Here is a 14701-nt window from a genome sequence, read left to right on the forward strand (position 1 = left end):
TCGTGTCGTGGTCGGCGTTGGTGCCGCTGCTCGCGAAGACGCATCGGGTGTACGCGTACGACATCACGGGGTATGGCTACAGCGAGCGTAAGGCGCCGTACACGATCGAGCACTTGGCGGCGGTTTGTTCGGCCGAGCCGCCTTGGTTGTCGAGGGCACCGAACAGGACGGCTCTCGCGACTGGGGAGTTCTTCAGCAGGGCCAGGCGGTCGGGCTGGACGGCGGGGAAGTCGGGGCCGACCATTTGCCACAGGCCCTGTTCGGCGCCGGCTACGCGGAAGGGGCGGGTCCAGACCTGGACCTCGTCGTGCGTCAGCGGGGCGCACTGGCCGGCGCAGACTTCTTGGTAGATCTTGCGGATCAGGGAGTCGGAGCCCAGGACCAGGCGGAGGGCCGAGGTCCGGTACGGGTCGACGATCAGGGTGCTGACGACTGCGCGGGGTGGGCCGCCGCCGGGGATGGGGAGGCCGTCGCCGTCGAGGAACATGATGCCGCCGATCTTGGCGGGCTGTTCGAGGGCGGCCTCGGCGACGACGCCGGCCCCGAGGGAGTGACCGACCAGCACCGGCTTCGGTTGCCCTGGGCCCGTAAGTTTCATCGCGTCGAGGAAGCCCAGCAGTTGCGCCGCCAAGTGCTCGATCGTGTACGGCGCCTTACGCTCGCTGTAGCCATACCCCGTGATGTCGTACGCGTACACCCGATGCGTCTTCGCGAGCAGCGGCACCAACGCCGACCACGACTCGACCGCCTCGGCCGCGCCATGGACGAGCACGATCGGCGTCCCCGTCGTGCCCCAGGCGTCGTACCGGGTCTGTAGGTCGGCGGTCTGCACGAAGCGCAGCCCCGGTGGCGGCTCAGCGCGCTCCCGGGTGGCGAAGTTGTAGGTCAGGGATGCTCCGGTGATCACGAGCCAGATGACCACCAGTACGACGAAGATGCGCCGCAGTACCCGCACGAGCCGTTTCACGAACTCAAGTTTGTCGGACGGCTCCAAGGACCTCGCACTCCGGGGCAGCGGAGTGCGAGGTCCAGGCCGGAATTACTGCCCGGTGAAGGTGAAGCTGGAGCCGGGCTCCTTGGCGATGTCACCGTCGCGGGAGTTCGTGACGACGACGTTGCTGAGCACCGCGTTGCCGCGGGCGCCGCCCATCGCGAGGATGCCGGAACCGTTGTTCGACTTGTCGATCCGGAGGTTGGTGAGCTGCACGTTCGGCATCTCACCGCCGCCGGTCTTGAACTGAATGCCGTCGTACGTCGAGTCGTGGATCTCGGTGTCGCGGATCGTCACACCGGGGATCGGGAGGTTCGACGGGAACAGCGTGATCGCGCCGAACTCCTGGTCCTCGTTCCAGAAGGCACCGCCGCAGCGGTAGAGCGCGTTGTTGGCGATCAGCGTCGTCCCGGAGAACGGGAGCGGGTCGTGGTCGGTCGCCAGCATGATGCCGGGGTAGTTCATCGTGTCGGAGATGATGTTGTTCTCGATCTTGTTGCCGTAACCGCCGTAGATCGCGATGCCGTTCGCCCGCCACGGCAGCTGCACCGTGTTGTTGGAGAACGAGTTGTCGTGACCGACATCAACAGCCTGGTCCTTGACGTACTTGTTCGCCCAGACCGCCAGCGCGTCGTCACCGGTGGTGCGGAACGACGAGTTGAAGACCTTGGAGTTGCGGGTGCCGTTGGAGAAGTTGATGCCGTCGGCGTAGGTGTCGCGGATCCGCATCCCGGAGAACTCCAGGCCGTCGGCCGGGCCCCACAGGTCGGGGATGTTGTCGTAGTCGCGGCCGACCCAGACGCCGACGTTGGCGTGCTCGATCCAGACGTTGGTGACCTTCGTCCCGGTCCCGAACCGGCCGTTCAGGCCGACGCCGCCTTCGGCGTTGCCGTCACCGCCGCGGATCCGGCCGGAGCCGAAGATCGCGATGTCGGACAGTTGCACGTTCTTGTCGATGTCGAAGCCGAAGTTGCCTTCGTGCGGGTGGTTGATGCCGCCGGCGTTCTGCGGCTCGGTGAGCGAGTAGAGCTGGGAGTACCACATGCCCGCACCGCGGATGGTGGCGTTGCTGACCCCGACCTGGTTGAACTGACCCCGGTTCAGCGGGTCGTCGGTGAGGATCTTCTTCTCCTGGCGCCACTGGCCTTCCGGGATCCAGACGCAGCTGATGACGCCGTTCTGGTCGTCGGTGACCGCACGCTGGATCGCGTCCGCGTCATCGATCCCGTCACCGGGGACAGCGCCGTACTGGGTGATCGACGTACAGCCGGCGGGCTGCGACAGTGCCGGGGCCACCTGCTCGAGGTCGATCGAGTCGACGATGTAGAACGACGCCGAGTCGCCGGAATCGCGCTGCAGCTTGAACTTCGTTCCCGCCGGGTACGACGTACCGAGCAGTGCATGTGATTCGTCGAAGAGCCGGCGGGCGTCGCCGCCCGGGGTGTTGCTCAGCGACTCGGGGCCGTCGCTGTTGCCGTAGAGCCAGCTGAAGCGCGAGGACAGGTTCAGCTTCTGCTTGAACGTGCCGTTCACGTACAGGCTGAGTGTGGCGTCGATGCCCTGGCCGTTGGCCGAGTCGGGGATCGAGTTGCGCACCACGATCGAGTTGGACTGCACGGTCGAGGTGAACTCGACGTACTGACCGGCCGAGTTGAGCCGGACCGACGCGCGGCCGGACGACTCGGTGGCGAAGTTGGTGTGACCGAAGGTGCGCAGCGGGTCGGTGGTCAGGAGCGCCCCCGTGTACGCCGCTGCCTCCGCCTCGTACGACGTGTACGGTACGGCGGCGCCGCGGCCGACCACGATCGCCTTGGAGAAGGTGTTGTTGTTCTCGTTGGTCTCGGCCACCACACCGGCCGAGTCGGCCGTGGCGAGCAGGTTCGCGCCGCCGTTGACCGCGGTCCACGTTCCGGAGATCGCGACGTTCGCGGTGGCTCCCGCGGCGATCGTGCCGGTGGCTCCGGTCAACGTCGTGCTTCCGACCACGAGTCGCGTCGTGCTCGCTCCGGCAGCCGTCGTACCACGGTTGTTCACGGCGACGGTGAAGGAGACGGCCGCACCCGCGGCCGGGTTGGACGGACTAGACGTGATGCCGGTGATCAGGAGGTCCGGGCCGGGAGCCTGGGCGACCTGGAGCTGGCTGGTTGCCTGCAGCGTGTTGTTGGTTTCGTTCTGCTCGGTGACCGCGTTACCGGCGTCGGCGACGGCCGCGACGGTGTAGCTGCCTTCCGCCTTGGTGCCGGCGTTCGCCGTGACCGTGGCCGAAGCACCGGCGGCGAGTGCACCCACTGATGCCGTGCCGGCAACAGAGCCGCCGATCAGGAAGTTCAGGCTGCTGGCGGGAGCGGCCGCCGTACCGGAGTTCTTGACCGTGGCCGAGAGCGTGATCGGCGTGGTCTCGGACGGGTTGGCCGGGGACCAACTGACTGCGGTGACCGTCAGGTCCGGGTTCGGAGCCGCGGCGCCGAAGACCTGGAGCTCCGCGACCTGACCGCCGGGGGCGCCGGTGTTGGAGAAGACCTGAAGCCGTACGTCGGCATACCGGCCGGTGACCGGGATGGTGATCGTGTTGCCGGCGCTGCTCGGGCTGAACTGGTAGTCCGTGCGCGCCTTGATCGAGGTGAACGCGGTCGCCGACTGCTCGCGACCGAGAACCTCGATGCTCTGCGTGCGCGGGCCCCAGGCCGAGTCGGGGTTGAGCTTGACGACGACCGAGCTGAGGTCGGCGTTCGAGCCGAGCTTCGCGGTCAGCGTCGACGGGAAGCCGTTCGACTCCCAGTACGTCGCCACGTTGCCGTCGTTGGCGTTGGTTGCGACGAATCCGAAGACCGCGCTGGACGCCTCGATCGGCTTGTTCGCCGCGAGGTCGACGCCGGTCGGGGGTTCGACAGGGCCGCCACCAGGTCCAGCCAGGTCGAACTCGGACAGTTGCGCGGCCGGCCAGCCGGTGTTCGCGGTGATGTTCAGCCGGACGTACCGGGCGGCGGTCGTCGCGAAGTCGATCGTGACGACGTTGCTTCCGGTGAAGTTGTACGCCGTACCGGTGACGATCGTGCCGAACGTCGTACCGTTCGTGCTGCCCTGGATCGCCAGCGTCTGAGTGCGGGCGCCCCAGCCGGTGGGCAGTTTCAGGGTGATCTGGTTGACGTCTTGGGTGGTGCCCAGATCGGCCTGGATCCACTGCGGGAAGGCGTTGTTGCTGCTCTCCCAGTAGGTGTTCTGGTTGCCGTCGCCGGCGTTGGTGCTGGGGTATCCCCCGTTGGCGCTACTGGATGACAAGGTCTTCGCGAGATTCGCGGTCACGGCCGCGGTCGCCGAGGGCACCAGCCCCACAGCAACCACTGCCGCCACCAGCATCCCGGTCAGGATCCGGCGGACCGGACTCTTCTTCCCTTGCACGGTTCTTTTTTCTTGCATAAGAGGGCTCCTCCGTCAGAGGGCGGATAGACGGACACAGCGCCGTGCACTCGGAAATTTTCAACACCTTGCCAATTTCTTGCGCGACGGTAGTCGCATGTTGCATGACCCTGCGAGGAAGGTCAACAGCTCGGCGCACGCAAAACGGCCCACCCGAGGACTCGGGTGGGCCGTTCTCAGCAGGTCAGCGGCGGGTCAGGACTTGCGTTGCGTCGCCCAATCGCGGATCAGCTCGATGCGCTCCTTGATCTGGGTCGAGGACGCATGCGCGGCCGCGGGACCGCCCAGTTTGCGGCGCAGCTCGTTGTGGATCACGCCGTGCGGCTGGCCGGTGCGGTGGTTCCACGCGGCGACCAAACCGTTGAGCTCGCGGCGCATCAGCGCGATCTGCTCGTGGGTGGCGAGCTCGGCCGGGGCCTTCACCTCAGGCGCCTCACCGGAATCGCGCTGGGATCGCTTCTGCGCAGCGATCGACTTCGCCTGTCGCTTGCGCAGCAGGTCGCGCACCTGGTCGGGCTCCAGCAGGCCGGGCAGGCCGAGGAAGTCCATCTCCTCGTCCGAGGCCTGGTCGCCACCGGTCCCGTAGTCGCCACCGTCGAACACCACTCGGTCGAAGCTCGCATCCGACCCGATGGCCTCGAACTTCGCGTCCAGCTCGTCGCTGGCGCCCTCGGCCTCGTTCGCCTTCTTCAGCAGGTCGTCCTCGAGGCCGAAGATATCGCCGTCCTCGTTGTTGTTCTTGCGGCCGAGGACGTGGTCGCGCTCGACCTCCATCTCGGCCGCGAAGCTCAGCAGCCGGGTCACCGACGGCACGAACACGCACGCCGTCTCACCCCGCTTGCGCGCTCGCACGAACCGCCCGACGGCCTGTGCGAAGAACAGTGGCGTCGAGGTCGGCGTCGCGTAGACCCCGACCGCCAGCCGCGGCACGTCGACACCTTCGGACACCATCCGGACAGCGACCATCCACCGGGACTCGTCCTCGGAGAACTTCGAGATCTTCTTGCTCGCGGCCTTCTCGTCGGACAGGACGACGGTCGGCGCCTGCCCGGTGATCTCCCGCAGCGTCTTGGCATAGGCCCGCGCCGAGTTCTGATCCCCGGAGATGACCAGGCCGCCGGCGTCCGGCATGTGTCGCCGTACCTCGGTCAGCCGCTTGTCCGCAGCAGCCAGTACGGCGCCCATCCACTCGCCGGTAGGGTCGAGCGCGGTCCGCAGCGCCTGCGCGGTCAGATCCTTGGTCAGCGGCTCACCCAAGCGCGCCGCAACCTCGTCACCGGCCTTGGTCCGCCACCGCATCTCGCCCGAATACGACATGAAAATCACCGGCCGTACGACGTGGTCGCGCAGCGCGTGACCGTAGCCGTACGTGTAGTCGGCCTTGCTCCGCGCATGGCCGTCAGCCCCGTGCTCGTACGTGACGAACGGAATCGGGTTGTCGTCGCTCCGGAACGGCGTACCGGTCAGGCACAGTCGGCGCGCGGCCGGCTCGAAGGCCTCCCGCACTCCCTCACCCCAGCTGAGCGCGTCACCACCGTGGTGCACCTCGTCCAGGATCACCAGCGTCTTGAACCGCTCGGTCCGCACCCGGAACGCCTGCGGATTCACCGCGACCCCCGCGTACGTCACCGCAACCCCGGTGAAGTCCTGGTTCGTCTTCCCGCGCCGCCCGGCGAACGCCGGATCGATCGCGATCCCGGCCTTGTCCGCCGCGTCGGCCCACTGCACCTTCAGATGCTCGGTCGGCGTCACCACCGTGATCCGCTCGATCTGCCGCCGATGCAGCAGCTCCGCCGCCACCGTCAGCGCGAACGTCGTCTTTCCCGCTCCCGGGGTCGCGACCGCCAGGAAGTCCCGCGGGTTGGTCTCCAGATACTGCGTGAGTGCCTCCGCCTGCCAGGCCCGCAGCTTGCTCGCGGTACCCCAAGCAGCACGGTCCGGATAGGCCGGAGGAAGCACGCCCGCTCCGCCAGGCACGTGCATTTCCACAGGCGGAACTCCCCCGATCGACGACAAGTAAGCCGTAAAGAGACGTTACCCGAGATCACCGACAGAACAGATTCGCCGGGACGACAGTCACCTCGAACGGGCTTGTCAAGTGGGCCGATTCGTCGCCCGTGACCTTCGCGACCTGCACGTATGCCCCGTCTTGCAGTTCCCACGCAATGAGACTCGGCGTGTCGGGATCCACCACCCAGTACGCCGCACAGCCGGCGTCTTGGTAGGTCGACCACTTCACCATCAGATCGAACCGCCGCGTGCTCGGCGACAGCACCTCGACAGCCAGCAAAGGCGCGACCGGCAGATCTCGCTCGCTGAAATCGTCTCGCCGGGCGACCAGCAGATCCGGTTGCAGGACCGTTGCCGGCCCGAGGGCAACATCCACCGGAGCGAAGAACGCCTCCAGATCCTCCGGGCAGGCTGCATACAACAGGCGATAGATCGCCCCGACCGCCCGCTGATGCTGCGGCACCGGCGCGGGACTCACCAGGAGGTTCCCGTCGATGAGCTCGTACCGGCGGCCGTCATCGGGCATCAGGTCGAGGTCGGCCCTGGTCAGCGGTGTTGCCGGATGGCCGGCCGCCGGAAACGGGCTGGGCATGGTGGTCATGAGACTCATAGTGCCTCCTTGAGTTGGTCACACCAAGAATGTGCAGTCATCTGCCCCGGCTTGCCCCGACGAGTTTCCCGGCTGTGGATAAGTTCCCGCGGCTGGTGGGGCGGCTTACACTTCAGGTATGAGTACGCAGTTGAGCCCGGGCGCGGACACGGTCGTTGACAACCGGACGCAGCCGCTGGAGGGCGGGGACCATGAGCGGTTCTCGCACTATGTGCCGAAGGACAAGCTGACCGAGGCCATGGTGATGGGGACGCCGGTGGTGGCCCTGTGCGGGAAGGTGTGGGTGCCGAGCCGGGATCCGCAGAAGTTCCCGGTGTGCCCGGAGTGCAAGGAGATCTGGGAGACGCTGAAGCCTGGTGAAGGCGACGGCGGAGGCGGCGGGGAGTAGTCCCGCTCAGTTGTGCGTCGGATCGTCCGGGTAGGTGGCGAGGTAGGCCAGCTGGTCGGTCTGACGGCGCAGGACCCGGCGCCAGAGGGTTTCCGGGTCGAGGCTGAAGACGTCGTCGGGTTCGGACTCGACGACGTACCAGGCGCCCTCGGTGATCTCGCCTTCAAGCTGCCCTGCCGACCAACCGGCATAGCCGGCGAAGATCCGCATCCGCTGGATCGCGCCGACCAACAGCTCGGGCGGTACGTCGAGGTCGATCAGACCGATCCGCCCGAAGCACTCACGCCAGCCCGGCGGGTCGGCGGACTCGATCACCTCGGCGACCGCGAGGGCACTGTCGGTGCCGACCGGGCCACCCATGAAGAGCACGCCGGGTTCGTTCACCGTGTCGGACCAGTCGGGCAGGACCCGGTCGACGGCCAGGTCTGCGGCACGGTTCACCACCACGCCGAGCGCTCCGTCGTCGTCGTGATCCAGGAGCAGAATCACCGACCGGCGAAAGGGCGGCTCGTCGAGCAGCGGTGTCGCCACCAGCAGCGAGCCGGTGAGCGTCTGGGCCGTCATACCCCCATCATGTCGTGCCGGCCGGTCCGGCCTCTACGCACCACCCGGAAGCCCGCCCAGGCGCCGGCCGCGACACCGAGCAGATCGGCCAGGGCGTCGTACGGATCGCCGTCGCGATGCGGCAGCAGGTAGTGCTGGATGAACTCACTCCCGATCGCGTTCACGACCAGGGCACCGAGCAACCACCGCGCCGGTACGCCGACCTTGAGCCCGGTGAAGGCGACGGCCGCGAACAGGCAGAAGTGCGCGACCTTGTCGATCCCTGGGATCGCGATCCCGGGACCTGCCTCCTCCGGCGCATAAACGCCGTACAGCTGGAGCGCGCAGGCCGCGACGAACGCGACCCGCCACGCCCACACCGACCACCGCATCAGAGCGGAGAGTCGTCCGGGAACAGCTCGGCCGCGGGCGCCCTACCGCCGGCCGCCTCGCGGACGGCGGTTGCCACCCGCTTGTGCACCTCCGGGTGGAACACGCTCGGCACGATGTAGGTCGCGTTCAGCTCGTCGTCCGTGACGACCCCGGCCAGTGCCTTCGCGGCGGCCAGCTCCATCTCGATCGACACCTTCGACGACTGCGCGTCGAGCAGACCGCGGAAGACACCGGGGAAGACCAGCACGTTGTTGATCTGGTTCGGGTAGTCCGACCGGCCGGTCGCGACGACGGCCGCGTGCTCACTGGCCTCGCCCGGGTCGACCTCGGGGGTCGGGTTCGCCAGCGCGAACACGATCGCCTTCTCGTTCATGGTGGCGATGTCCGCACCAGTCAGGATGTTCGGGGCGGAGACGCCGATGAAGACGTCCGCGCCGGCCAGCGCGCCCTTCAGATCACCGCTGTACTGCGCTGCGTTCGTGTTCTCCGCGATCCAGCGCAGCTCGGGCGACAAACCCTCGCGCTCGGTGTGGATGACACCGCCGATGTCGGCGACACAGGTGTCCTTGACCCCGGCCAGGATCATCAGCTTCAGGATCGCCGTTCCGGCGGCACCAGCGCCGGACAGCACGACCTTCACGCCGCTGATGTCCTTGCCGACGACACGCAGCGCGTTGTAGAGCGCGGCCAGTACGACGATCGCCGTACCGTGCTGGTCGTCGTGGAACACCGGGATGTCGAGCTCCTCGCGCAGCCGGGCCTCGATCTCGAAGCAGCGCGGCGCGGAGATGTCCTCCAGGTTGATCCCGGCGAAGCCCGGCGCGATCGCCTTGACGATCTGCACGATGGCATCCGGGTCCTGGGTGTCCAGGCACAGTGGCCAGGCGTCGATGTCGGCGAACCGCTTGAACAGCGCGGCCTTGCCCTCCATCACCGGCAGCGCGGCCTTCGGGCCGATGTTGCCCAGGCCGAGCACCGCCGACCCGTCGGTGACGACGGCGACCGTGTTCCGCTTGATGGTCAGCCGGCGCGCGTCCTCGGGGTTCGCGGCGATCGCCAGGCAGACCCGGGCGACCCCCGGCGTGTAGATCATCGAGAGGTCGTCACGGTTGCGGATCGGGTGCTTGGCCTCCATCGAGATCTTCCCGCCGAGGTGCATCAGGAAGGTCCGGTCCGAGACACGGCCGATCTCTACGCCCGGTACGGCGCGCATGGCCTCGACCAGCCGGCCGGCGTGCTCGGTGTCGGCGGCGGCACACGTCACGTCGATCCGGAGCCGCTCGTGACCGGACGCGGTCACGTCGAGCGCGGTGACCAGGCCACCGGCCTGCTCGACCGCGGTCGTCAGCTTGCTCACGGTCGAACCGCCCGCAGGCACCTCGAGGCGAACGGTGATGGAGTACGAAACACTCGGCAAGGCAGTCACGCGGGTGATCCTCTCATGTCACTGGTAAGGCTTTGGGGTTCCGTAAGTAAAGTGCATGACGGACTGCTGGGAAATCCATTACCCGAGCGGCTACTGTCCAGGCATGTCGACGATCAGCGATGTGGCGGCGCGGGCCGGGGTCTCCACGGCGACCGTGTCACGGGCGCTGAACGGGAAGGCGAACGTCGACCCGGAACTGGCCGCGCGGGTCCGGCAGGCCGCGACCGAGCTCGGCTACCAGCCGAACGGCCCGGCCCGGAACCTGCGCCGTCAGGAGGCGGCGGTGGTCGCGCTGATCATCTCCGACGTGGAGAACCCGTTCTTCACCGCGATCGCGCGCGGTGTCGAGGACGTGGCCCACGAGGTCGGCTACTCGGTCGTGCTCTGCAACTCCGACGAGAACGCCGACAAGGAGAACCGCTACATCGACATCGCCATCCAGGAGCGCGTCGCCGGCGTCATCCTCTCCCCCAGCGGCCCGGCGGCCGGCGTCGCGAAACTCGCAGCCCGCGGTACGGCGTACGTCGCGGTGGACCGGCCGTTGCCGGATCGCGACAGTGACGTCGTACTGGTTGACACCCGCCTCGCCGCCGCCCAGGCGACCGCCCATTTGGTTGCCCAGGGCTACGAGCGCATCGGCTGTATCACCGGCCCGGCCGGCGTCCGCACCGCCGACGACCGCCTGGCCGGCTACCGCGACACGGTGAAGACCACGAAGAATCTGGTTCGGCGCTCCGAGTACAAGGCTGCCGGCGCCCATCGAGCCGCCGCCAGTCTCCTCTCCCAACCCAATCCCCCGGACGCTCTGCTCGTCGCCAACAACGCCATGGCCGTCGGGGTTCTCCGAGCCCTCCAAGAACTCAACCTCCGCCCCGGCCGCGACGTCGGCGTCGTCGCCTTCGACGATGCCCCCTGGGCCGAGCTCCTGGATCCCCCGCTCACAGTCGTCGCCCAACCGGCGTACGAGATCGGCACCGAAGCCGCCCGCCTCCTGCTCGCGCGCATCGCCGACAACACCCGCCCACCCACCGTCACCACCCTCGGCGCCCGCCTCATCGAGCGCGCCAGCTCCCACCGCTAGCCGGCGGGGTTTTCTTCGGCGTAGATCTTGGCGGCGTTGTCCTTGTCGATCAGGCGGGTGGGGAGGACCTGGCTCTTCTCGATGGTTCCGCAGTCGACGAGGAGCTTCTTGGCGGCGGCGATCGCCTCTTTGCCGTTGGTGGGATAGGTGAAGGTTGCGCTTAAGCGGCCTTGCTCGACCGCTTTGATCCCGCCGGACGGGATCGGGAGGGCGTCGATGCCGATGAACTTCATCTCCTTCTCCCGGCCGACCGACTTCGCGGCCAGATACGCACCCTCGGCCATCGGGTCGTTGTGGGCGTAGACGACGTCGATCTTGGGGTTGGCCTTGAGCAGCGCGTCCATCTGGGCCTGGCCCTTTTCGCGGAGCCAGTCGCCGCTCGCGTCGGCGATGATCTTGATCTTCGGGTTCGCCTTGATCGAATCCACGAAGCCCTGGTGGCGTTCGGCCTGCGGGGTCGCGCCGGCGAGGCCCTTCAGCTCGACGATGTTGCCGCCGTTCGGCAGCAGCTTCTCCGCGACGTACTTACCGGCTTCGGAACCGATCTGTACGTTGTCGCCACCGATGAAACCGGTGTAGGCGTCACCATCGACCTTGCGGTCGAGGACCAGGACCGGGATGCCCTTGTCGAATGCCTTCTTCACAACCGCGGTCAGCGGGGTCGCCTCGTTCGGACTGATGATCAGCAGATCGATCTGCTGGGTGATGTAGTTGTCGACGTCCGCGACCTGCTTGGCGTTGTCCTGCGCCGCGTCGGCGAACTTCACGTCGAACTGCGGCACCTCCTTGGCCGCCGCGCGGATGTCGTCATCCATCCGCTGCCGGTACGGCTCGGCGACGTTCGCCTGGCTCATCCCGATCGTGTACTTGCCGTCGGCCCCTTTGCAGGACTTCGACGCACCATCCGACGGACTACCGCCGGTTCGGTCGCTGGTGGTGCCACAGCCCGCCAGCACCAGCGCGGCGACCGCAGCAGCAGCCAGCGGAATCTTCACAGAACGCATGGGGGAACCTTCCTCACGAAGCGGGCCGAAGTCGTTGCAGCGCAGCAGCCGCAACGATCACCAGACCCTTGATCAACAGCTGGATGTTCGAGTCAATGTTGTTCAGGGCAAGGATGTTGTTCAGTACGCCGAGCAGTAGCGCGCCCGCCACCGTCCCGGCCACCGAACCGCGTCCACCGGCGAGGCTGGTCCCGCCGATCACCACGGCGGCGATCGCGTCCAGCTCGTAGCCGATGCCGTCGTTCGGGCTGCCCTGGTTGAGCTGAACCGCGTGCACGATCCCGGCCAGTGATGCGAGCAGACCGCAGATTGCGAAGACCGCGATCTTGACCCGAACCACCGGTACGCCGGACAGCCGGGCCGCCTTCTCGTTGCCACCAACGGCGTACAGGTGTCGTGAGAACGCGCTGACCCGCAAGAAGATCACGGCCGCGATCGCGACCACCGCGAAGATCAGTACCGGGATCGGAACGAGTCCGCCGAAGGTCCGCTCGCCAAGCAGTGCGAACGAATTCGGCGCCTCGTGCGGCCCATCGCCGTACGCGATCGCGACGCCTTGACCGCCCGACCAGATCCGTGCCAGACCGCGCGCTATCTGCAATCCGGCGAGCGTGACGATGAAGGATTGGATGCCGATCATCGCGGTCGCGACGCCCTGGAGCGCTCCGAAGATCAGGCCGATCACGAGCACCAGCAGGACCGACGGCAGGAATCCCCAGTCGCTCTCGACCATCAGTACGGCGGAGCCGACCGCCGCGAGACCGAGTACCGCGCCGACCGAAAGGTCGATCCCGCCGATCAGGATCACGAACGTCATCCCGACCGCGATGATCCCGATCTCGGACACGGCGCGGACCACGTTCGCGAGGTTGTCCGCGCTGACGAACAGGATCGCGCCGTTCTTGCGCGGCGAGAAGATGATCGCCGCGATGAACACCGCAAGTAGCCCGAACACACTCTGGAACCGGAACAGCGTGGCAACGATCGAACGCTTTTCGGTCATCGACCTTCTCCGATCACTGCTGTCTCTCCCATCGCGGCCGCCAACAGATCACCTTCGCTCGACTCCGCCGTACTGAACGACGCCACATCCCGCCCATCCCTCAGTACGACGACTCGGTCGCAGACGCCGATGAGCTCCGGGAGCTCGGACGATGCGAGCAGTACGCCGAGGCCCTGGCCGGCGAGTTCGCCGAGTAGGCGGTAGATCTCGGCCTTCGCACCGACATCGACCCCGCGAGTGGGTTCGTCGAGCAGCAGGAGCTTGGGGTCGGTGAGCAGCATCCGGCCGAAGACAACCTTCTGCTGATTACCACCCGACAGCGTCCCGACCTCGTCCTGCAAGCGACCGAACTTGAGCCGCAACCGATCCGCCATCGTCACCGACGCCGCGCGCTCTTGCCGCCGCGCAATCACCCCGAGCCGCCCGTACGACGGGAGGCTCGAAAGCACCGTGTTGGCCAGGATCGAGTGGAACAGGACGAGTCCCGAGGCCCGCCGATCTTCGGGGACCAGACCGATGCCGTAGGCAAGCGCCTGTCGCGGGCTTCGGGGCCGAATCTCCTTACCCTGCAAGAGGATTCGACCCGATCGCGTTCCCGTCGGCGCGACGCCGTACAGGGTTTCGAGGAGTTCGGTGCGGCCTGCGCCGAGGAGTCCGCACAGCCCGACGATCTCTCCGGCCCGAACGGTCAGCGAGATGCCATCGGGATCGCGGCGGCCCGGTCGTGGGCGACTGGCGGTCAGCTTGAGGTCGTCGACGCGGAGGAGTTCGTCGCCGGTATCCGTGTCCGGAGTGGTGAACAGCGTCTGCACCGGGCGGCCGACCATCGCCTCGACGACTTCGGCCGTGGTCAGCGTGCGAGGGTCGAACGTCGTGACGATCTCGCCGTTGCGCAGGACGGTCGCGCGGTCGGCGATCTGTGCGATCTCCTCCATCCGGTGCGAGATGTAGACGATGCCGACCCCGACGCGGCGGAGTTCGCGGATGACGTCGAAGAGGCGCTCGACCTCGGTGCTGGTCAGGGCCGAGGTCGGCTCATCCATGATCAGCACCCGCGCGTCGAGTGAGATCGCCTTTGCGATCGTGACGAGTTGCTGCTCGCCGACCCGGAGTTCGCCGACCGGCCGTCTTGGGTCGATCCGGACGCCGCTGCGCTCCAGGAGTGCGCGAGCCTCGCGGTCCATCCGGCGGCGGTCGACGGTTCGCAGTGGGGTGCGCAGTTCGCGGCCGAGGAAGATGTTGTCGGCGACCGACAATCCGGGGACGAGATCGAGCTCTTGGTGGATCATCGCGATCCCGGCGGCCTGCGCGTCGGTCGGAGCGCCGAACAACACCTCGGTACCGTCGATCTCGATCTGCCCGTCGAAGTCGGTGACGTCGCCGGACAGGATCTTCATCAGCGTGGACTTCCCCGCGCCATTCTCCCCCAGCAACGCATGCACCTCGCCCGCGCCGAGGCTGAAATCCACCTCCCGGCACGCCTGCACCCCGCCGTACCGCTTCCCGATCCGAGACATCCGGACCAGGGCAGCGTTCCCGCTCATGAGGCCTCCGCCATCGGGGTCAGTAATCGATTTCCCGGACGTTATGCCGCTGCCTCGCAGCCCGTCAACCCTTCACCGAACGGCACGCCCGAACCGTGACCCAGCTTCGCGGGCAGCCCGATCCGGCGGCACCCTTTCGATCTCAGTCGAAGAGTGCGGACCGTCCCCACTCACAGTGAGAATGGTTGGCGTGGTCCCGCAGCGGTCTTCCTGACTCACCCACTCACTGACTTCGGGTCTTCAATTGGATCTGTCGGTCGACTCGCTGCGGGACCACGTCTGCACCCACCC

At 67.3% G+C, this 14701-nt stretch carries 12 protein-coding genes; 2 read left to right on the top strand and 10 right to left on the bottom strand.

What is annotated here, in order from left to right:
- Nucleotides 1-76: 76 nt before the first annotated feature.
- The 4 genes from E1263_RS38285 to E1263_RS38300 all read right to left on the bottom strand — a co-directional run bounded on the left by E1263_RS38285 (nucleotide 77) and on the right by E1263_RS38300 (nucleotide 7028).
- The gene (locus E1263_RS38285) at nucleotides 77-967 is read right to left on the bottom strand and encodes an alpha/beta fold hydrolase (protein ID WP_165956891.1); all 891 of its coding nucleotides are present in this window, start codon (nucleotides 965-967) and stop codon (nucleotides 77-79) included.
- 72 nt (nucleotides 968-1039) lie between these two features.
- Nucleotides 1040-4408 (bottom strand): CARDB domain-containing protein, encoded by a 3369-nt coding sequence (locus E1263_RS38290; RefSeq protein WP_132176644.1) that lies wholly within the window; start codon nucleotides 4406-4408, stop codon nucleotides 1040-1042.
- Nucleotides 4409-4603: 195 nt separating this feature from the next.
- Nucleotides 4604-6391 carry a DEAD/DEAH box helicase gene (locus tag E1263_RS38295; RefSeq protein ID WP_132176660.1) on the bottom strand — a complete coding sequence of 596 codons (1788 nt, stop codon included), beginning with the start codon at nucleotides 6389-6391 and terminating at the stop codon, nucleotides 4604-4606.
- Nucleotides 6392-6452: 61 nt separating this feature from the next.
- Nucleotides 6453-7028 (bottom strand): Uma2 family endonuclease, encoded by a 576-nt coding sequence (locus tag E1263_RS38300; protein WP_132176646.1) that lies wholly within the window; start codon nucleotides 7026-7028, stop codon nucleotides 6453-6455.
- 118 nt (nucleotides 7029-7146) lie between these two features.
- Between E1263_RS38300 and E1263_RS38305 the strand changes: the two genes are divergently transcribed.
- Nucleotides 7147-7416: a DUF3039 domain-containing protein gene (locus tag E1263_RS38305; protein WP_132176648.1), complete on the top strand. Its 270-nt coding sequence runs from the start codon at nucleotides 7147-7149 to the stop codon at nucleotides 7414-7416.
- A gap of 6 nt (nucleotides 7417-7422) precedes the next feature.
- Here the strand turns inward: E1263_RS38305 and E1263_RS38310 are convergent, their stop codons facing one another.
- Genes E1263_RS38310 through E1263_RS38320 form a run of 3 tightly spaced genes read right to left on the bottom strand, consistent with a single transcriptional unit; the run spans nucleotide 7423 to nucleotide 9778 of the window.
- Nucleotides 7423-7980: a YqgE/AlgH family protein gene (locus E1263_RS38310; RefSeq protein ID WP_132176650.1), complete on the bottom strand. Its 558-nt coding sequence runs from the start codon at nucleotides 7978-7980 to the stop codon at nucleotides 7423-7425.
- The gene (locus tag E1263_RS38315; protein WP_132176651.1) at nucleotides 7977-8351 is read right to left on the bottom strand and encodes a VanZ family protein; all 375 of its coding nucleotides are present in this window, start codon (nucleotides 8349-8351) and stop codon (nucleotides 7977-7979) included. The genes E1263_RS38310 and E1263_RS38315 overlap by 4 nt, the downstream gene beginning before the upstream one ends.
- Nucleotides 8351-9778 carry an NAD-dependent malic enzyme gene (locus E1263_RS38320; protein WP_132176652.1) on the bottom strand — a complete coding sequence of 476 codons (1428 nt, stop codon included), beginning with the start codon at nucleotides 9776-9778 and terminating at the stop codon, nucleotides 8351-8353. The genes E1263_RS38315 and E1263_RS38320 overlap by 1 nt, the downstream gene beginning before the upstream one ends.
- A 103-nt stretch (nucleotides 9779-9881) precedes the next feature.
- Here E1263_RS38320 and E1263_RS38325 point away from each other — a divergent pair, with 103 nt between their 5' ends.
- The gene (locus E1263_RS38325; RefSeq protein WP_132176653.1) at nucleotides 9882-10859 is read left to right on the top strand and encodes a LacI family DNA-binding transcriptional regulator; all 978 of its coding nucleotides are present in this window, start codon (nucleotides 9882-9884) and stop codon (nucleotides 10857-10859) included.
- Here the strand turns inward: E1263_RS38325 and E1263_RS38330 are convergent.
- From E1263_RS38330 to E1263_RS38340, 3 genes are read right to left on the bottom strand one after another with little or no spacing between them, the layout of a single operon-like run.
- Nucleotides 10856-11863, bottom strand: a complete 1008-nt coding sequence (locus E1263_RS38330) for a substrate-binding domain-containing protein (RefSeq protein ID WP_132176654.1) — start codon at nucleotides 11861-11863, stop codon at nucleotides 10856-10858. The two genes, E1263_RS38325 and E1263_RS38330, sit on opposite strands and share 4 nt — an antisense overlap.
- Before the next feature lie 13 nt (nucleotides 11864-11876).
- Entirely contained in the window at nucleotides 11877-12866 is a 990-nt protein-coding gene (locus E1263_RS38335; protein WP_132176656.1) for an ABC transporter permease, read from the bottom strand.
- Nucleotides 12863-14410, bottom strand: a complete 1548-nt coding sequence (locus E1263_RS38340; RefSeq protein WP_132176658.1) for a sugar ABC transporter ATP-binding protein — start codon at nucleotides 14408-14410, stop codon at nucleotides 12863-12865. Before E1263_RS38340 ends, E1263_RS38335 begins: the two co-directional genes overlap by 4 nt.
- Between the last annotated feature and the right edge of the window lie 291 nt (nucleotides 14411-14701).

It is taken from the genome of Kribbella antibiotica (assembly GCF_004349055.1).
Classification (GTDB): Bacteria; Actinomycetota; Actinomycetes; order Propionibacteriales; family Kribbellaceae; genus Kribbella; species Kribbella antibiotica.